Here is a 19,911-nt window from a genome sequence, read left to right on the forward strand (position 1 = left end):
TTGAATGATTTCTAATTATTTAGGATCCAAAATCATATCTATTCTATCTACAACATCTTGTAAGTGATACCTTCTTAAAGTGTTTCCTGATATTGATGCATTTCTAGCATCTCGTTGCAAACGCTTTAATTCGCCTCTTACTACAGATTTAACATCAGATTGGTTTATGGTTATTCCACTTCTTTTAAAGTATCCATTATTAAACCCTCTTTGATCAGATGCTTCATTTAGTAAAAAGTGCATTCTATCTAAATACGCTCTTTGTAAATTTCTTCTATATGTGTCTACAGAACGTCCGTTATAAACTTCAGTCCAAACCCCTTTACGCAAGTCACTCATCATATTAACCAAAGAATAAGAAGCAGAACCGTTTAAAGTTTGATTTTCTATCATACGAGCCATTCTTCCTGGATTTAAGATGTTATTAAGTGTTCTCGCTTGTAAGCCACGAACTCTTTCTACAGAACCAGAAAACTCTATTTTACTAAAAATGTTTTTATCTAGCATCCAGCTTGGAGTTTCAAACAACTCGTCTATCAAAAATTGAAGTGCTTCTTTTTGTTTTGCTTTATTAACATGAATATAGACTGCACCTTCTTGGTCAGAAGTTTTGTAATATTCATAAACTCCACCAATATTAGCAGTTACATGTCCCATGTACCTGTTAAATTGACTTAACAATTGTCCGTACATTGTCCCTAACTCATCATAATTCTCGCCTTTCTCAGATGTCCAACTCTCTAAATTTGGTAAGATTCTTTTTAAGTTTTTAATTCCATACATAGAAGCTTTCATGGCATCATCACCTAAATCTTCTGTTTGAGAACTTGGGTCTACAACACCACCTGCTTGTTGATGTCCAAAACGATACATAGGATCGCCTGCTTTTTCTAAAATCCATTGGTCTAAAATAGGTTTCTCTTCTTTAGCACTTTTGTCTAAAATAGGTTTGTACCCCCAAGCGATAGCATACTTGTCATAAGGTCCAATGTTTGGCATCAAGGCTACACCTTTGTCTTCTGGTTGTGCAATATAATTAAAGCGCGCATAATCCATTATAGAAGGTGCGGTTCCGTATTTTTGAGTAAATGATGCAGAACGTAAAGAGTCTACAGCATAGGCAACAGAACTTCCCATATTGTGAGGTAAGCCTAAAGTATGACCAACTTCATGAGAAGATACAAAACGAATTAAGCGTCCCATAACTTCAGTTTTAAATTCATTACCTCTGGCATCAGGATTTATAGCTGATGTTTGAATAAAAAACCAGTTCTTTAACAAGGTCATTACGTTGTGATACCAGTTGATGTCTGATTCTAAAATCTCACCAGACCTAGGATCGCTAACATGCGGTCCATTTGCATTTGGTATTGGAGAAGCTAAATAACGAACCACAGAATAACGAACGTCTTCTGGACTCCAATCTGGGTCTTCTTCTTTAGAAGGAGGATCTTTAGCGATAATTGCATTTTTAAATCCTGCAGCTTCAAAAGCAACTTGCCAGTCATTAATACCTTGTTTTATAAATGGTATCCATTCTTTTGGTGTAGCTCTATCTATATAGTATACAATTTGTTTTTTTGGTTCTACCAACTCTCCTCTTTTAAATTTTTCAACATCTTCATCTTTAACCTCTAATCTCCATCTATCTAAAAAAGTAACAGATTTGCTTTTTTGAGCTTTTAAACCATAATCTGTCTGACTTCTTGCAAACCAACCCACACGCTCGTCAAAATAACGACGTTTCATAGGTTCTTTTGGTAATAAAACCATTGAATTACTCATCTCTACTGTAATAGAACCTACAGACGCATTAGATGGTGGTTTGTTAGAGAAATAGGTTTTTACATGCCTAATTTCAATATTTTGAGGATAACTACTTACTCTATCAATATAAGAGCGACTATTATCCATCCTAGTTACTTGATAAGACTTTCTCAATCTCCCAGGAAAACCTAAAGGTTTTACATCTGTTGTAAATAAAGTAGTAGCATCTATAACAGTTGCTGTAGAATCTTTACTAATTGCTTTAATAGGAAACGCAAATAAAATAGGTTCTAAATTAGAGTTTACTACAGCTTCATGAACTGGTAAAACAGTATCTGCAACAACATCATGAGATACTACTCTTAATAAAATTTGTTTATTTTTCTTTTCCCAGCGTAAAACTTGAGTATTGGTTTTACCTCCCCCAAAGCCAATACCACTTGCAGTTTTGGCAATTCTAGTAACCATTAGCATTTCTCTTTTTAACAGAGAGTCTGGAATTTCAAAAAGATAACTATTGTCTTTCTTGTGAACTTTAAACAAACCTTTGTCAGTTGTGTGGTCTTTAGTAACTACTTTACTGTAAGGTTGCATTGCGCCTTTTTTAGGCTTAGGTTTAGGTGCGGTTTGTACAGGAGCTTTCTTTTTTTTCTTCCAGAATTGAGCATTTCCTTCAGAAGAAAACCCTACAATTAGAGCAACTGCTAAAAGTTGCGGGAGTAATTTTCTTGTCATGATTAAAATTAATTTGAATATAAGACATCGAAAATACAGAAACCAAAAAAATGACGCTCCTAATTATATGTTAAAGAGCACTTTTAGTTTTCTCTTAATGTTAACATATTAAGAGAAAACTAATGAATTAAATATAAAATTTATAAGATAAAAGTGTTAGAATAGTATAACTTTAATAAGCTCTTTTATCATTTCCTTCATAAAAGTTAATAAAGGCTTTGTTAACTACTCGCATACCACCAGGTGTTGGATAATTACCTGTAAAATACCAGTCTCCTAAGTTATCAGGACAAGCTTTGTGTAGGCCTTCTATAGATTGATAAATAACTTCAACATCTGCTTTGATATCTTCAGTCTTTAGCATTTGTGCTATTTTATCAGAAATTGCCTCAGCTGTAAATGGGCTATAAACTTCTTTTACGTAGTTTACAATTTCTGTATCAGATTTAGATTCTTGTGCCTTACATTTTTTGTATACATCATCAATGATATGATATTGATTGGTTTCTTTCAATAATTCTAAAGCCGCTTTAAAAGCAATAAAAGCGTCTATTCTTGCCATATCAATTCCGTAACAATCTGGATAACGAATTTGAGGAGCAGAAGAAACAACTACAATTTTCTTAGGGTTTAGTCTGTCTAAAATTTTAATAATACTTTTCTTTAATGTTGTTCCGCGTACAATACTATCATCAATAATAACAAGGTTGTCTGTAGGTTTTACAACACCGTAAGTTACATCATAAACATGCTCTACAAGGTCGTCTCTACTATTATCATCAGCAATAAATGTTCTTAGTTTAGCATCTTTAATGGCAATTTTTTCAAAACGAGGTCTTTCTGATAGAATTTCTGTTACTTTTTGAGCAGAAAGTTGCTTGCCACCATCAAGAATTTTAGAGGTTTTTTGTTCATTTAACAAATCTTCTGCGGCTTCTGTCATTCCATAGAAAGAAGTTTCTGCCGTATTAGGGATGTAGGAAAAAACAGTATTAGAAATATCGGAATCGATTGACTTCAAAATTTGAGGAAATACATATTTCCCTAAATTTTTACGTTCTTCATAAATAGCGGCATCACTTCCTCTAGAAAAGTAAATACGCTCAAAAGAACACGATAATTTCTCTCTAGGTTCGTTTACTAATTTTATAGATGTTTTTCCGCTTTTCTTAATAATAAGCGCATGTCCTCTTTCTAGTTCTTGTACTTCATTAATAGGAACATTAAAAACGGTTTGAATCACAGGTCTTTCTGAGGCAACCACGACAACTTCATCATTTTCATAAAAATAAGTAGGTCTTATTCCGTTAGGATCTCTTAGTACAAAAGCATCTCCATGACCAACCAAACCGGCCATTGCGTACCCACCGTCCCAACTTTTAGAAGAGCGTTTTAAAACTTTTTTTAGTTTTAAATTTTCTTCTATAAAGGGTGATGCGTCTTTTTTATTAAACCCTTTTTTCTTTGCCTGTTGATACAATTTAGAAACCTCGTCTTCTAAAAAATGACCTATTTTTTCCATCACAGTTACAGTATCTGTAAACTCTTTTGGATGCTGCCCTAACTCAATTAATTCTTGTAAAATTTCATTAGAATTGGTCATGTTAAAATTACCAGCAACAATTAAATTTTTATGTTTCCAGTTACTTTGACGTAAAAAAGGATGTACACTCTCTATACTATTTTTACCAAAAGTACCGTATCTAACATGTCCTAAAAACAGGTTGCCAATGTAAGGCATATTTTCTTCTTGCCATTTTACATCATCTTTTTTATCTGGGTTTTGTTCTAAAACACCATTTAAACGCTCATTAATTTGCCCAAAAATATCTTGTATGGGCTGAGGTTTGTTAGATCGTACTCTACTTACATATCTTGTGCCAGGTTCTACATTAAATTTTACACTTGCAAAACCTGCACCATCTTGACCACGATTGTGCTGTTTTTCCATCAATAAATACATTTTATTGATACCATAAAATGCAGTACCGTATTTATCTTTATAAAATTGTAGCGGTTTTTTTAATCGAACAAGTGCAATTCCACATTCGTGTTTAATAGCGTCACTCATTGGTATTTGTAGTTTTTGTTATGTTGTTATAATAAAAAATCCGCAGCAAAAAACTGCGGATTAAAATTAAGACATTTTTATGTCAAATTGTGTTAATTCTTTAAAAGCTTGTAATCTGCTTTTTACTTCTTGTTTTGTCAATTCTTGCATGCGTTCTGTTCCAAATTTTTCTACACAGAAAGATGCTAAATTAGAGCCATAAATAATGGCGTTTTTCATATTTTCAAAAGAAATATCTTCTGTTTTTGCCAAATATCCACAAAAACCACCTGCAAAAGTATCTCCTGCACCTGTTGGGTCAAAAACTTCCGCTAAAGGTAAAGCTGGTGCAAAAAACATGTTACCTTCATTAAACAATAAAGCGCCATGTTCTCCTTTTTTAATGACTACATATTTTGGACCCATTTCATGAATTTTCTTAGCTGCATTTACCAAAGAATATTCCCCAGAAAGTTGTCTAGCCTCCTCATCATTAATTGTAATGACATCAACTCTTTTCAAAACGGTATGTAAATCATTTAGCGCTATATCCATCCAAAAATTCATAGTATCTAAAACTACTAATTTAGGTGCTTCTTTCATTTGATCTAAAACAGAAGCTTGTGTTAACGGGTGTAAATTACCTAACATTACAATACCAGCGTCTTTAAAACTTTCAGGAACTATAGGTTCAAAAGTTTCTAATACATTTAATTCAGTTATTAAGGTGTCTCTAGAGTTCATATCGTTATGATATTTACCACTCCAAAAAAACGTTTTTCCTTCTTTTACGATTTCAATACCATCGGTATTAATCCCTTTAGCATTCATCATCTCTAAATAAGACTGCGGAAAATCTCCACCAACTACAGAAACGACTCCTGTTTCTATTCCAAACTGAGAAGCTGCAAGACCTACAAACGTACCAGAACCCCCAAGAATTTTATCGGTTTTACCAAAAGGAGTTTCAATTGCATCAAAAGCTACAGTACCTACTGCTAATAATTTACTCATATGTTGTGTTCTATTTGTCATTTTAAAAAGAAAATAGAAGCTACTTTTTCATAAAATTAGGTTGCTTCAAGTTGTTCTTAATGACGTTTATCTTAATTTTTATCAGTAATTTTGCAAAAATAAGTTTAAAAAATGACTATCAAAGAAATACAAGAAGAAATTATTGATGAGTTTTCTATGTTTGATGATTGGATGGAGCGTTACGAATATATCATAGAATTAGGTAAATCTTTACCTATTATAGATACTCAATATAAGCTTGATGAGAACTTAATCAAAGGATGTCAATCTAAAGTATGGTTGTATTCAGAATTAAAGGATGATGTTGTTACGTTTTCTGCAGATAGTGATGCTATTTTAACCAAAGGAATTGTGGCATTATTGTTGCGCGTATATTCAAATCAAAAACCTGCAGATATTTTAGCAGCTAATACTAATTTTATAGATGAAATTGGATTGAAAGAACATTTGTCTCCTACAAGAGCAAACGGATTAGTTTCTATGATAAAGCATATTAAAATGTATGCAATAGCACAACAAACCAAATTGTAAAACTAAGATTTTAGCAATGACAGATAAAGAATTAGAAGAGATAGGAGATAAAATAGTTCGTGTTTTAAAAACCATTTACGACCCAGAAATACCTGTAGATATTTATGAGTTGGGTTTAATTTATGACGTTTTTGTATCCGAAGAAAATAATGCAAAAATATTAATGACTTTAACGTCACCTAATTGCCCTGTAGCAGAAACCTTGCCTGTAGAGGTAGAAGATAAGGTAAAAACGTTGAAAGAAATTAACGAATGTGAAGTAGAAATTACGTTTGATCCTACCTGGACGCAAGAAATGATGAGTGAAGAAGCAAAGTTAGAGTTAGGAATGTTATAGATTAATATTTTAGGTTAAAGCATAAATATTTTATGATTTTAATATTCTGAAAACTAAAAAAATGGCAGAAGAAATTATAAATAGAGTAGCAAACAGCGCACTAAAAACTTTTGATTTAGAAGAGATTTATCCTGAAGGAAAAAGAGTTCTTTTTGATTTGAAAGATTGGTTGTTTCAAGAGCTTATCTTAAAAGAGAGAGATTTTAGGGCTTTTGTTAAAAATCATGATTGGAGCCAATACAAAAATACTTTTGTAGCGGTTACGTGTTCTGCAGATGCAATTATTCCTTCTTGGGCGTTTATGTTAGTTGCGGCAGAATTAACTCCTTATGCAAATAAAGTGGTTATAGGGAATTTAGAAACTTTAGAAACAGCCATCTATCAAGAACTTCTAGGTTTTTTAGATTACAAACAGTTTGCAAATGCGCCTGTTATTATAAAAGGATGTGCAGAGAAACCCATACCAAATTCTGCTTACGCTTTTCTGATAGCCAAATTACAACCGATTGCAAAATCGATTATGTTTGGAGAGGCATGCTCTACAGTACCTTTATACAAAGCAAAAAAATAACTTTAAGGGTATCATAAATATAGATAACTTTGGCATATTAAATCAGATTTCATGAGACGGTTTTTAGTTCTCTTTTTCCTTTTTCTTAGTACTGCATTTCTTTTTTCACAAGAAAAAAAAGAAAAGGAACCCAAAAAACCAGCACCAAAATGGAAAATTCATGGAAGATTTGCTTTTATATTCAATCAATCTTCATTTTCTAACTGGGCTTCTGGAGGAGAAGATACCGTTGCAGGTAACTTAAATGTTAATTACGACTTTAATTACAAAAAAAATAATTTAAACTGGGATAGTAGAATTAATACAGGTTACGGTTTGAGTCATATAAGTGATAAAGGTTACCGAAAAACTGATGATCGTTTCGAATTTAATTCGCTATTAGGAATAAAAACAGGTAAATACTGGTTCTTTTCTTTTATTGCCAATTTTAGAACTCAATATACAGAAGGTTTTAATTACAAAAAAGAACCTAAAGTTTTAGTTTCAGACTTTTTCTCGCCAGCTTATTTAACTTTTGGACCAGGAATGTTATGGAAAAAGTCAGATAATTTAAGCCTCAACATAGCACCGGCTACAGCAAGATACACTTTTGTAAACGATTTTTTTTCAGGGCAATTTGGAGTGGAAGAAGGAGAGCGACTTGCTTTTGGCTTAGGTTTTAATTTATCTGGTTATTACAAGTTTCTTTTGATGGAAAACATAGAAATGGAAAATATTTTATTAATGTATACAGATTATCTTGCCAAAATAGGTAATGTAGATGTAGATTATCAAACAAACATCCGTTTTAAAGTCAATAAAAGTATTAAAATGCACATGACTTTTCATGCTATTATTGATGATGATGCCTCTAGTAAAATTCAATTTAGACAACTATTTGGTCTTGGCGTAAATTATAGTTTTCATGAAAAAGTGACTTATTAGTAATTTTTAGGTCTAAAGAAGAAAAGTGTACATTTGCACGCTAAAAATTAAAAATTATTACAAAATGAAAAAACTATCAATCTTAATACTATTGGTATGTGTCAGCTATTCAGCAAATGCTCAAACAGCTGAAGAATTGAAAAAAGAAATTGCTCCTAAAAAAGCTGAAATTGCAAAATTACAAGGAGAAGTTAAGGCTTTACAAAATAAAATTGACGCTCTTCCAGGTTGGAAAAAAGGAGCTTTTGGTACTATTGGTGCTAGCTTTTCTGGTTTTAACAACTGGTTTTCTAGAAATGCACCAGATGCAAATGCAGGTAATATAGGAATTACGGTAAATGCATACGCTAATTTGATAGAAGATAAATTCTTTTGGAGAAATTCAGGAAATATTAATTTAGGTTGGGTTAAGTTAGATGATAAATCAATTTCTGGAGATGAAGGTTTTGAAACAGCTACAGATGTTTTTACACTTACATCTTTGTATGGTAAACGTTTAAATAAAAAATGGGCACTTTCTGCTTTAGCAGAATACAGAACAACAATTATAGATAACTTTAACAATCCTGGATTTTTAGATTTTGGTGTTGGTTTTACATGGACGCCAACAAGTAGATTAGTTGTGGTAATGCATCCTGCAAACTACAATACTATTTTTAGTAAAGGAGATACTGTATTTACTTCTTCTCCAGGAGGAAAGCTAGTTGCAGATTATACAGCAACACATTATAAAATTACTGTAAAATCTAATTTTTCTTTGTTTGCAAGTTATAGAGATAGTAATTTATCTAACTGGACTTGGACAAACTCCTTTGGATATAAATTGTGGAAAGGTATTGGGTTAGGTTTAGAAGTTGGATTAAGAGATAATCAACAAGAAGCAGCAAATTCTCAAGGAGTTGCTTTGATTGATGCTGATAATAAATTACAATCTTTTTGGTTACTTGGTTTAAGCTACGGTTTCTAATAAAGATATTTTATAGAATAAACCCTAAGAAGAAATTCTTAGGGTTTTTTATTTTGCGTATTTTTGTTTTAAAACCATATAAATGACGCTGTTAATCGTTTACGCAACAATTTCTATTTTCTTCTCTTTTTTGTGCTCTATTTTAGAAGCTGTTTTATTAAGCATAACCCCAACTTTTATCAATTTAAAAAAGAGCGAAGGATTGGAATATGCAACTCAATTAGAAACGTTAAAAAAAGATGTAGATAAGCCTTTAATAGCCATATTAACAATTAATACGGTAGCACATACTGTTGGTGCAATTCTAGTTGGTGTACAAGCCAAAGTTGCCTATGCAGAAATGTACGGAAGTGCATCAAGAACTATTTTTGGAATAAAATTTACGGAAGATGTTATGGTTGGTGTAGTCTCTACAATTATGACCATTTTAATTTTAGTAGCTTCAGAAATTATTCCTAAAACAATAGGTGCTACGTACTGGAAAAGCTTAGCAAATTTTACTTCAAAAGCGTTACAGGTAATGATTTTTCCGCTAAAATTTACAGGTATTTTATGGCTTTTACAATTAACCACTAAGTTAATAGGAGGTAAAGGGCATGGTAGTGTGTTGAGTAGAGAGAGTTTTTTAGTGATGGCAGATATGGCAGAAAAAGAAGGTGTTTTTAAAGAAAATGAAAGTAAAGTTATTCGCAATTTAATTGGTTTTAAAGAAATTCAAGTTAATGACGTAATGACGCCAAGGTCTGTATTAAAGTTAGCAGATGAAAGCGAAACTATTCAAGATTTTTATAATGCACACAAAACCTTGCGTTTTTCTAGGATACCTGTTTTTTCTGAAAATCCAGATGCTATAACAGGCTACTTTTTAAAAGACGATTTGTATAAGGCGATTATAGATGGTAAAGGTGAAAGTAAATTAGAAACCATTAAAAGAACAATTTTAGTTACCAATAAAGATCTTTCTATACCAGATTTGTTTGATAAATTGATAAAAGAAAGAGAACATATTGCATTAGTAGTAGACGAGTATGGCTCTGTTAGTGGTCTTGTTTCTCAAGAAGATGTTATAGAAACTTTATTAGGTTTAGAAATTATGGACGAATCTGATACTATAGCTGATTTGCAATTGTATGCCAGAAAATCATGGGAATCTCGGGCAAAAAAAATGGGAATTATTGAAGATGGTAAAGAGTAGGTGTTTTTGATTATTTTAAATCAAATATTTTTACAACTTATGTGATCCGCCAAGGCGGATTTAGTCTATTTTTTCCTGCGTAAAACAATATCAGTTGATTTCCATCAAGATCTTTGAGTCTTGCCTCTCTCCATAGCCAACTTTTATCTGTAGGTTCTTGATCAAAAACGATTCCTTTACTTTTGATTTTTTCAACTTGTTCATCAAGATTCTCGCATTCAAAGTATACGTAAATTCCTTCTCCTGCTGGTAATTCTTTTGTGAGATGAATGGAAAACGTGGAGTTTCCGTCAGGACACTCAAATCTAGCATAATGAGGTAGTGCTTTAACAATTAACCTAAGACCTAAATTTTCATAAAAAAGAATTGATTTTGATATATCTAATACAGGAACTGTTATCTGGTTTAGGTTCATTAATTTTTACAAGTTATTTATTCTTCTTCTTTATATTCATAATACAGAAAGTCATTATACGGAAAACGCTGAATATGTATTTTTTTGACTTCTTCGTAAGTTTTTTCTTTAAAATCCTCTAAGTTTTCTTTGTTAAGTGCAGAAATAAAAATAGAAGCTACATCGTAGTCATTCATCCAAGTTTTTTTCCAGTCTTGTAAAGTGTAATGTTCTTTTCCTTTTTCGGTAGTCAAATCATCATCGTCTATTGTTTCATGCTGATAAGCATCAATTTTATTAAAAACCATTAAGGTAGGTTTGTCATCACATTTAATATCAGTTAAAATCGTATTTACAGAGGCAATATGATCTTCAAAATTAGGATGAGAAATATCTACAACATGTAATAATAAATCAGCTTCTCGAACCTCGTCTAAGGTAGATTTAAAAGATTCTACCAATTGTGTTGGTAGTTTTCTAATAAAACCAACGGTATCTGTCATTAGAAACGGAATATTTTTAATCACTACTTTACGCACGGTGGTATCGAGCGTAGCAAATAGCTTATTTTCTGCAAATACATCACTTTTACTGATTACATTCATCAACGTAGACTTACCAACGTTGGTATAACCTACCAAAGCAACGCGTACCATTTTACCACGGTTTTTGCGTTGGACCGCCATTTGTTTATCAATTGTTTTTAATCGATTTTTTAATAGCGCAATTTTATCTCTAATAATACGTCTGTCTGTTTCTATCTCTGTTTCTCCGGGTCCACGCATACCAATACCTCCTTTTTGTTTATCTAGGTGTGTCCATAATCTAGTTAAACGTGGTAATAAATATTCGCTTTGAGCCAACTCTACCTGAGTTTTGGCAGAACTTGTTTGTGCTCTTTGTGCAAAAATATCTAAGATTAAATTGGTTCTGTCTAAGATTTTGCAGTCAAGAATTTTTTCAATATTTCTTAATTGAGCGGGAGATAACTCGTCATCAAAAATAGCAGTACCAATATCATGTGTTTTGATGTATCCGCTTACTTCATCTAGTTTTCCTGTTCCTAAAAAGGTTTTAGGGTTGGGTCTGTCTAATTTTTGTACAAAACGTTTTACAGGAACACCTCCTGCAGTTTGTGTTAAAAAATCTAACTCGTCTAAATATTCTTCAGACTTTGCTTCATCTTGTTGTTGAGTTATTATTCCTATTAAAACAACTTTTTCAGATTTTGCTTCTTTTTGATCTATCATATAACACAAAGGTAAAAAAGAAAGTTGGCATCAAAACTATTTTTTTGACACCAACTTTTCTCAAATCAAAACTAAATTAAAACAATTTTATAAAAATGCTACTTTACCAGTTTCCATATTGTAAACTGCTGCAACTATTTTTATTTTACCATCTTTTTCTAAACTTGCCATTTTAGGAGATGCTATTCTAATATCTTCTACGGTTTTTAAGGCATTGTTATGAATTACATTATTTGTAAATTCAATATTTTTAGAAGAAATTTCTCCAGTCACTTTTACCTCTTTCATAGAAGGCTTAATTTCATTTAATAAGCTTTGTAAGGCATTCATTTGCATAGAAGCGGCATCTGTATTATCTATGGCGTGCTTTACTGCACCACATGAAGTATGCCCCATAACAATAACCACTTTAGAACCCGCTACAGCCGTAGCAAACTCCATAGAGCCTACAATGTCTTTGTTTTCTATATTACCTGCAACTCTAGCAACAAAAATATCTCCAATACCCAAATCAAAAACATCCTCTACAGGAACTCTACTATCTACACAAGAGAGCACAATAGCCTTTGGGTATTGCCCTATCATTGCTAATCTTCTTTGAGAAGAATTATCTCTTTGGGTTAAGTTGTTACTCACAAAATTTTCATTCCCTTTTTTGAGTCTACCTATAATTTCTTCAGGAGTCATTTTTTCTTGTTCCTTAGCGGTTAATATACTTTTTACTGGTGTTTGTTTAATAAGTTCTACTTCGGTAGATTTATCTTTAGCACAAGATAAAACTGATAGTGATACTATTATAATTCCAAGATGTTTGATGATGTTTTTCATAAATAAAATATTTTAAGTGCTTATATTAAAAATTGTGGTGCATACTAAATTGTAATTGACCTTTACTAAATGTATTTGTGGTTTGTTGCATGTAACCAAACTGAAATCGAATGGTAGGTTTAAGTACATAACCTAAACCAATATAGGTTCTATTTCGATCAAATAACTCAACCGTTTCGTTATTTCCAATCGTTCTTTCTCCGTTTATAAATAACTCATTATAAAACGCTGCGTAAAACGTTTTAACAGTAAGTTCATTACCCTTAAAAGGGATATTTATAAATAAATTATAACGATATCTTGTTCTAAAGTCTTGGTTTTCTACAAAGCGTTGTTCGTATCGAAAACGATGAGTGACCAAAAATTTATGAGCTATTTTTTGTGGTATTAATGCTTCTTGATATATTCTATTTTCGTTAGATGTAACATCAGAATCTCCAAATTCTCCATTTGTAATATTAGCTAATCCAAAGGTGAACATAATATCGTTGCTTTTAGGTTTATAGGTAACGCCAGAACGTAACAAAAGTTGTTCTTTATCTCCCAGAATTTCCCAATCTCTGTATTGTATATCTCCTTGAATACCAAATTGAGAATTTTTAAATTGATGATTAAAAAAGTACATATACCAAGCTCCTGTTTGATTTTCGTTAACTTGAGAAAAGGCTTTTACACTTACAAAAAAGCAAATGTTTAAAAGTATAATTTTTTTCATATTATAATCATTTATTGCAAATATAATAGCTTTACTATTATTTATGGTAGTAAAACTATTGTATTAACTATTTTTTAACTATCGTATGTGCTTTAAATTTTATGTGTTATGTCATGATGCAACAGGATGCAAATCGCTAAAAATAGCGGTTTCTTATCCCCTTAAAATCAACCAGATGAAATATAAGTTAAGTTTGTTTTTTGTAACGCTTCTAATACTTGCTTGCAACACAAACGAAAAAAATATTATAATTGAAGAGACTTCAGTATCACTACAAGAATTATCTCAAAACTTCAAGTCACCTTCAAAAGAATATCATCCAGAAACTTGGTTTCATTTAAATGGAAATAATATTAGTAAAGAAGGTTTAAAACTAGATTTACAAGCTATAAAAGATGCAGGTTTACAAGGTATTCATTTATTTAATAAATCTGGTCGTGCTTTTCCAAATGTAAAACCTATTAAAATTTTATCTCCAGAATGGGAAGAATTGATTCGTTTTGCTGCGGATGAATGCAAACGATTAGGATTAAAATTTACGATGCAAAATTGCCCTGGTTGGTCTATGACTGGTGGCCCTTGGGTGCCTGCAGAAGAAGCGCAAAGAGAATTGGTAGAAACTGTGTATCATATTTCTGGAGGAAAAAATGTTGAAAAAGTACTAGAAATTGATTCTTTGTACTTTACCAAAGATTACAATTATAAAAATGTCCAGGTTTTAGCTTTTCCAACTGTAGAAGGTGATGATTCAGAACCTCACAATCCTTCAAAAATTGAAACAAATAATCCTTTAGTTCCTTGGGTAGCCATTTTTAATCCCGAATCAAAACTAATTGTCACTCGAAAAACCACACGTTTAGACAAAGATTTAAAAGAATATAGAAAACAAGGAATTTCTCAAGAAAAAAAAGAAACTTGGGTAAAAACTTCGTTTGATAAAGAGACAACCATACGTACAATTGTTTTTCCACAAGTACGTCATATGATATTAAACACGCAATATCCAAAAATAGATGTTGCTATAAAAGTAGAAGCGTTGGTAAATGGAAAATTCACAGAAATTACTACTGTAAATTTCCCTGATGCCAATTGGAATGACAGAAGAAAACACTTAACACTTGCCATTCCAGAAACGAGTGCAAAAACATTCAAATTTACGTTTCAAGGAGCACATTCTATCGCACCAGAATTTATCAGATTAAGTGCTAAACCAAAATTGCATAATCATGAAGCAAAAGCAGCAAAAGTGTTACGCCGTTTAGAAAAAGAGGTAGATTATGAGTATGCTGAAAACACGATGATTAAATCCAACACAATTTTAAATCTAACAGATAAAATGAATTCTGATGGAAAATTGATGTGGAATGCACCTAAAGGAAATTGGACAATCGTTCGTTTTGGACATATTAATATGCGATTGACAAACAAGCCTGCTGTTCCTGAAGCTACAGGTTGGGAATCTAGTAAATTGGATAAAATAGCCATAGAAAATCATTTAAAAAATGGAATGATTGGTAATTTGATTAAAGATGGTGGCCCTATTGGAGATGGAAAATTACACGGTTTGTTAATTGATAGTTGGGAAAGCCACGTACCTACTTGGACGATGAATTCAGATGATTTGTTTAAAGAATTTGAAACGAGAAGAGGTTATTCTATGAAATCCTATTTGCCAGCTACAATGGGGTATATTGTAGAAAATAAACAAACTACGACTAAGTTTTTAAGAGATCTGCGTCAAACTATGGACGATGTTTTTATCGATAACTTTTTCAAACATTTTGCTACAGTTGCACACGAAATGGGTGCTGATGTATATACAGAAGGTGCAGGAGGAGAAGTGTTGCCTATAGATCCAATGCGTTATTATGGTGTTAGCGATATTCCAATGACAGAGTTTTGGTATCCAAAAGCGCCATCTGCACAAAACGAATATGCCAAACCAATTTACAATGCTGCGTCTGCAGTGCATTTATATAATAAACCAAAACTGGCTGCAGAAGCTTGTACACAAGTGGGTGTAAAATGGAATGAACATCCTTTTTCTGTGAAATATTTAATCGATTACAATTTTGCGAAAGGAGTAAATCATTTGGTGTTTCATACGTTTTCGCACACACCACAAACAGATGTTTTTCCAGGATCTAGTTTTGGAGGTAATATTGGTTTTCCTTTAGTTCGCGAGCAAACTTGGTGGAAATATATGCCTGAATGGATTGAATATTTAGCTAGGAACCAATACGTTTTGCAACAGGGAGAATACGTTGCTGATGTGTTGCGCTATTATGGAGACGATTTTGATAGACCACCTTTTGATTTAGATGCGTTTCCAAAAGGATACAAATTTGATTATTTAAACGAAGAAATTCTCCAAGAAAAACTAAGTGTTAAAGATGGTGAAATTCACGTTGAAAATAGTGGCGATTATAGAATCATTACCTTAAGAGATTCAGAAAATATACTATTATCAACATTAAAAAAGGTAAAAGAATTAGTAGTAAATGGTGCTGTTGTTTTAGGCGATAAACCTAAAGATTCTCCAAGTTTAATGGATGATACAACTGATTTAGAAGAATTAAAATACATTTCTAATGAATTATGGGGAAACACTAAAAAAGGCATAAAACAAGTTGGAAAAGGAAAAGTATATTGGGGTAAAACTCTTGATGAGGTTTTAATAGAAGAAAAAATTACAAAAGATGTAATTGTACCCGAAAATTTAAATATCAATTGGATTCATAGAGAAACCAAAGACGCTCACATTTATTTTGTGGCTTCTAAAGATGATGACCCAGTAGATGTAGCTTTAAGTTTTAGAATTGAGAATACATCTCCACAAATTTGGGACGCTTTTACTGGAAATCAACAGGAAGCGAAAATCTGGAAAAACGAAAATAATAGAACGAATATTGCAATTTCTTTACCTAAAAATGGAAGTAAAATAATTGTGTTTTCTAAAAGTGATGCAAAACCATTTGCAGAAAAAGTTACCTTAAATGATAACACAATTTTAGATGCTAAAACAGGCTGGTATCAAATTCATGAGACCAATAATTATCCAACATTATCTTGGACTAAAGATGAATGTATAGCGTCTATTTCTGGAGATTATATCTTTCATCAAAATGGAAAAAAAATTAAAAAAACAGTGCTTCTAAAAGAACTATCATTACAAAAAGACTGGAAGTTAGCTTTTGAGAAAGGATGGGGTACTCCAGAAACTATTGAGATTGATGAATTAAAATCGTTAACGGAGTTAGAAAACAATGCTGTAAAACATTATTCAGGTACAACAACTTACACCAAAACTTTTGATGTAAAAGAAACAGGAAAATCTACAATTATAAATTTAGGGGAAGTTGCCAATATTGCAGAATTGTGGTGTAATGGAAAAAAAGTAGGTACAAAATGGGCGCCACCTTTTCAGTTTGATATTACAAAAGAAATCCAACTTGGAAAAAATGAATTGGAAGTTAAAATAACCAACACGTGGAGAAACCAGTTGATTTTTGATAATCAAAGACCAAAAAATGCAAAAAAAACTTGGACCACAGCAGCACCTAGAAAAAATGAAACCGAACTTGAAACTTCTGGTTTATTAGGACCTGTAGCATTAAAAATGACAATGAAATAGGTTTTAAATTTTATTGAATTCGCTTTAATTAGTAGGTAAAACATACAACTCCAGTAACAAAGACAAATATTAAATTTTACTACATTTACGAGTTAAGAATCCTATATTTTTGTGTTCGTTTTATAAGAAAAGATAACTTATGTTTTTATCAAAAAAAGAAGAAAGTGTATGTACTGTTGCATTTTATAATGTTGAAAATTTGTTTGATACCAAAGACAATCCTAAAACATTAGATGATGATTTTACAGAAGATGGAAAAAAAAGATGGGATAACAAACGATATACACAGAAGCTGAAAAAAATAAGTTCTGTAATTTCTCAACTAGGGGTTTATCGTTCTAAAATTCCGCCTGCAATAGTTGGTTTGGTAGAAGTAGAAAATGCCAAAGTGGTTGCAGATTTGGTAAATTCGTCTTACTTAAAAAAACACCATTATGGTTTTGTACATTATGATTCTCCTGACGAACGTGGTATTGATGTTGCCTTACTATACAACAAACAAGTTTTTGAATTCGTTGCTTCAGAAACTTTTCCTGTTTTTTTAGAGGATGATGAAGGAGAAAGAGATTACACAAGAGACATTTTAAAAGTTAGCGGTAATTTAAATGGAGAGTTGGTTCATATTTTAGTAAACCACTGGTCTTCTAGAAGAGAAGGAGCAGATGAAACCGAGCCTAAAAGAATTACAGCTGCACAAACAGCAAGAAGTATTGTGACTCATATTAGAGACAAAGAAATGGATCCGAAAATTATTATTATGGGAGATTTTAATGATGACCCTACAAGTAAAAGCATTAAAGAATACTTGGTACAAGATGATTTTTTTAATCCAATGAAAGGTTTATTAGAGAAGGGTAAAGGAACGTTGACTTATAATGGCAAATGGAATCTCTTTGATCAAATTATATTTAGCAACAATTTTTTAGATAAAAAAGACAATCAATTGTATTTTGTGTATGCAGAAGTCTTTCAAAAAAAGTGGATGCGGGTGTTTAAAGGAAAATTTAAAGATAGCCCGTTTAGAACCTATATTGGCAAATGGTATCAAGGTGGTTTTTCAGATCATTTTCCGGTATATGCCTTTTTGAAAAAGAAAAACTAATCTTTACCAACGTTTTTAAAAGCCTTTCTTAACTTTTCATCATTAATAATGTACTTTTTATATTTGCCATCTTTATACCTATAGTAAATAAAAATAGGCATAAATAGAAAAGACAAATACAAAACACCAAGACCCATTACTACTTCTGCTTTTTCATGTTCTGTTTGTATAAGATAAGCTCCAAGAACCATCCAAACTACAAAAACAACAAACATTATTTTTAAGGCTAACTTCATATTGCAAAATTACAAAAGTTATATCTTTAAAAAGAAAAAATCATCAGTTGAAGTCAATTTCAGTATTTTTGATTATCTGAGTTGTTATTTTGGTATCAAATAACTTGAACCCGTTAAAAATGAATAAAAAAATAGTTATTGCCCATAGAGGTGCTTCTGGGTATTTGCCAGAGCATACTATAGAAGCTAAAGCAATGGCTTATGCCATGGATGTTGATTTTATTGAACAAGATCTTGTTTTGAGTAAAGATGATGTTCCTATTGTAATTCATGATATTTATTTGGATGATGTAACTAATGCTGCAAAAATTTTTCCTGATAGAAAAAGAAGTGATGGTAGATTTTACGTTATAGATTTTACGTTTGATGAGTTAAAAACGTTGCAGGTTTCTGAACGATTTAACCCTGAAACAGAAGAACAGGTGTATAAAAATCGGTACCCAAAAGGGAAAGGTAATTTTACATTACACTCTTTACAAGAAGAGATAGAAATGATTCAAGGATTAAATAGTGCTACAGGAAAAAACATAGGAATTTATCCAGAAATTAAAGAACCTAAATTTCATAAAAAAGAAGGAAAACAACTGACAGAGATTGTTTTAAAAACACTTTCTGATTATGGATATGTCACCAAAAAAGACAATTGTATTTTACAGTGTTTTGATGCTGAAGAGTTAAAAAGAATACGTGTAGAACTGCAATCAGAATTATTTTTAGTACAATTGATTGAGTTTTTTGAAGAAACCAAAAAGTTAGCAGCTTATGCAAAATTTGCAGATGGCATTGGGCCATGGTATAAACAAATTGTAACAAAAACAGCTTCTGGTAAATTTAAAATTACAGATTTGGTTACAACTGCACATCAGCTCGGTTTAAAAGTACATCCCTACACATTTAGAGCCGATGCTCTAGATGAATTTTCTACCTTTGAAGAAATGATGGAAGTCATATTAATCGATGCTAATGCAGATGGGGCTTTTACAGATTTTCCTGATCTGGTAGTTAATTTTTTAAAACATAAAAACAAACATGAGTAAACTAGTATATTCTTTAACACATAGCAATAACAAAATAACGTTGTTTTTTGAGGCAAAAAATCTATATAGTTCTGAATGGTTTATGGATTTTGGAAAATTTGGTGCTGATGTTGTAGGTGCAGAAGACCAAAAATTATATGGTATTGTGAAGAAATTTCAGTTTTGGAAATGGAAAATGGTACATACCATTACAAATAATTTTGGAAAAACATATACGTTTACCTCTAAAAATAATAGAAAAACAATTTATAGTATTTTGATGGATGAAATAGCATACGAGTTGCATATACATTTTAAAAAAAGAATTTCTATTTTTAAAAATAATTTAAAAATTGCTGAATTTGACGAATCTTTTTCTGACAAAAAAGATACTGAAAATATAAAATTATTTCTTTTAGATAAAAACGATTTAGAAATTGTGTTTTTACTTTACAGTTGTTTAAAAATTGGAGAAACTAACGAGCATAAAAAAGCAATGTTAACTAGCCAAAAACAATTGGAAACAAACCAAGAACCATGGAGTTAACTGCTGTTTTGCTATAAAACGATAAATAATTTCTGATGCTTTTTAGGACTTAAGTTGGCAAACCAGTTTAGCCCTGA

18 protein-coding genes are annotated in these 19,911 nt (G+C 31.6%); 10 read left to right on the plus strand and 8 right to left on the minus strand.

From position 1 onward, the window contains the following. Window positions 1-15: 15 nt before the first annotated feature. The 3 genes from DUT90_RS12210 to DUT90_RS12220 all read right to left on the minus strand — a co-directional run bounded on the left by DUT90_RS12210 (window position 16) and on the right by DUT90_RS12220 (window position 5,566). On the minus strand, window positions 16-2,502 hold the full coding sequence (locus DUT90_RS12210) for a zinc-dependent metalloprotease (protein WP_114427460.1): 2,487 nt from the start codon (window positions 2,500-2,502) through the stop codon (window positions 16-18). A gap of 172 nt (window positions 2,503-2,674) precedes the next feature. Then, complete coding sequence (locus tag DUT90_RS12215; RefSeq protein WP_114427461.1) at window positions 2,675-4,573, minus strand: amidophosphoribosyltransferase; 1,899 nt, start codon at window positions 4,571-4,573, stop codon at window positions 2,675-2,677. Window positions 4,574-4,639: 66 nt separating this feature from the next. Beyond that, window positions 4,640-5,566, minus strand: a complete 927-nt coding sequence (locus DUT90_RS12220; protein WP_114427678.1) for a PfkB family carbohydrate kinase — start codon at window positions 5,564-5,566, stop codon at window positions 4,640-4,642. Window positions 5,567-5,698: 132 nt separating this feature from the next. Here DUT90_RS12220 and DUT90_RS12225 point away from each other — a divergent pair, with 132 nt between their 5' ends. The 6 genes from DUT90_RS12225 (at window position 5,699) to DUT90_RS12250 (ending at window position 10,112) form a co-directional block, all read left to right on the plus strand. Next, window positions 5,699-6,118 (plus strand): SufE family protein, encoded by a 420-nt coding sequence (locus DUT90_RS12225; RefSeq protein WP_114427462.1) that lies wholly within the window; start codon window positions 5,699-5,701, stop codon window positions 6,116-6,118. 16 nt (window positions 6,119-6,134) lie between these two features. Further along, window positions 6,135-6,455, plus strand: coding sequence for a DUF59 domain-containing protein (locus DUT90_RS12230; RefSeq protein WP_114427463.1), 321 nt, complete (start codon window positions 6,135-6,137; stop codon window positions 6,453-6,455). A gap of 61 nt (window positions 6,456-6,516) precedes the next feature. Next, the gene (locus DUT90_RS12235) at window positions 6,517-7,026 is read left to right on the plus strand and encodes a DUF2480 family protein (RefSeq protein ID WP_114427464.1); all 510 of its coding nucleotides are present in this window, start codon (window positions 6,517-6,519) and stop codon (window positions 7,024-7,026) included. A 51-nt stretch (window positions 7,027-7,077) separates the two neighbouring features. Beyond that, entirely contained in the window at window positions 7,078-7,950 is an 873-nt protein-coding gene (locus DUT90_RS12240) for a DUF3078 domain-containing protein (RefSeq protein ID WP_114427465.1), read from the plus strand. Window positions 7,951-8,014: 64 nt separating this feature from the next. After that, window positions 8,015-8,917, plus strand: a complete 903-nt coding sequence (locus DUT90_RS12245) for a DUF3078 domain-containing protein (protein ID WP_114427466.1) — start codon at window positions 8,015-8,017, stop codon at window positions 8,915-8,917. Window positions 8,918-8,999: 82 nt separating this feature from the next. Then, complete coding sequence (locus tag DUT90_RS12250; protein ID WP_114427467.1) at window positions 9,000-10,112, plus strand: CNNM domain-containing protein; 1,113 nt, start codon at window positions 9,000-9,002, stop codon at window positions 10,110-10,112. Window positions 10,113-10,149: 37 nt separating this feature from the next. Here the strand turns inward: DUT90_RS12250 and DUT90_RS12255 are convergent, their stop codons facing one another. The 4 genes from DUT90_RS12255 to DUT90_RS12270 all read right to left on the minus strand — a co-directional run bounded on the left by DUT90_RS12255 (window position 10,150) and on the right by DUT90_RS12270 (window position 13,299). Then, window positions 10,150-10,527, minus strand: a complete 378-nt coding sequence (locus DUT90_RS12255; RefSeq protein WP_114427468.1) for a VOC family protein — start codon at window positions 10,525-10,527, stop codon at window positions 10,150-10,152. 17 nt (window positions 10,528-10,544) lie between these two features. Continuing rightward, entirely contained in the window at window positions 10,545-11,756 is a 1,212-nt protein-coding gene (gene hflX, locus DUT90_RS12260; RefSeq protein ID WP_114427469.1) for a GTPase HflX, read from the minus strand. 87 nt (window positions 11,757-11,843) lie between these two features. Continuing rightward, window positions 11,844-12,584, minus strand: coding sequence for a carbonic anhydrase family protein (locus DUT90_RS12265; RefSeq protein WP_114427470.1), 741 nt, complete (start codon window positions 12,582-12,584; stop codon window positions 11,844-11,846). Between the two features lie 25 nt (window positions 12,585-12,609). Next, complete coding sequence (locus DUT90_RS12270) at window positions 12,610-13,299, minus strand: DUF2490 domain-containing protein (protein WP_114427471.1); 690 nt, start codon at window positions 13,297-13,299, stop codon at window positions 12,610-12,612. A gap of 175 nt (window positions 13,300-13,474) precedes the next feature. Here DUT90_RS12270 and DUT90_RS12275 point away from each other — a divergent pair, with 175 nt between their 5' ends. Together DUT90_RS12275 and DUT90_RS12280 are read left to right on the plus strand one after the other, a co-directional pair. Then, entirely contained in the window at window positions 13,475-16,933 is a 3,459-nt protein-coding gene (locus DUT90_RS12275; RefSeq protein WP_114427472.1) for a glycosyl hydrolase, read from the plus strand. A 139-nt stretch (window positions 16,934-17,072) separates the two neighbouring features. Then, a complete protein-coding gene (locus DUT90_RS12280; RefSeq protein WP_114427473.1) occupies window positions 17,073-18,035 on the plus strand; it encodes an endonuclease/exonuclease/phosphatase family protein in 963 nt (320 codons plus the stop codon). Here DUT90_RS12280 and DUT90_RS12285 read toward each other — a convergent pair. Further along, entirely contained in the window at window positions 18,032-18,271 is a 240-nt protein-coding gene (locus DUT90_RS12285) for a hypothetical protein (protein WP_114427474.1), read from the minus strand. The two genes, DUT90_RS12280 and DUT90_RS12285, sit on opposite strands and share 4 nt — an antisense overlap. 119 nt (window positions 18,272-18,390) lie before the next feature. On the opposite strand from DUT90_RS12285, the gene glpQ reads away from it, so the two are divergent. Both glpQ and DUT90_RS12295 read left to right on the plus strand, forming a co-directional pair. Further along, a complete protein-coding gene (gene glpQ, locus DUT90_RS12290) occupies window positions 18,391-19,308 on the plus strand; it encodes a glycerophosphodiester phosphodiesterase (protein ID WP_114427475.1) in 918 nt (305 codons plus the stop codon). Next, window positions 19,301-19,834: a hypothetical protein gene (locus tag DUT90_RS12295; protein ID WP_114427476.1), complete on the plus strand. Its 534-nt coding sequence runs from the start codon at window positions 19,301-19,303 to the stop codon at window positions 19,832-19,834. The genes glpQ and DUT90_RS12295 overlap by 8 nt, the downstream gene beginning before the upstream one ends. The last annotated feature ends 77 nt before the right edge of the window (window positions 19,835-19,911 follow it).

The organism is Polaribacter sp. WD7 (genome assembly GCF_003335085.1).
Classification (GTDB): domain Bacteria; phylum Bacteroidota; class Bacteroidia; order Flavobacteriales; family Flavobacteriaceae; genus Polaribacter.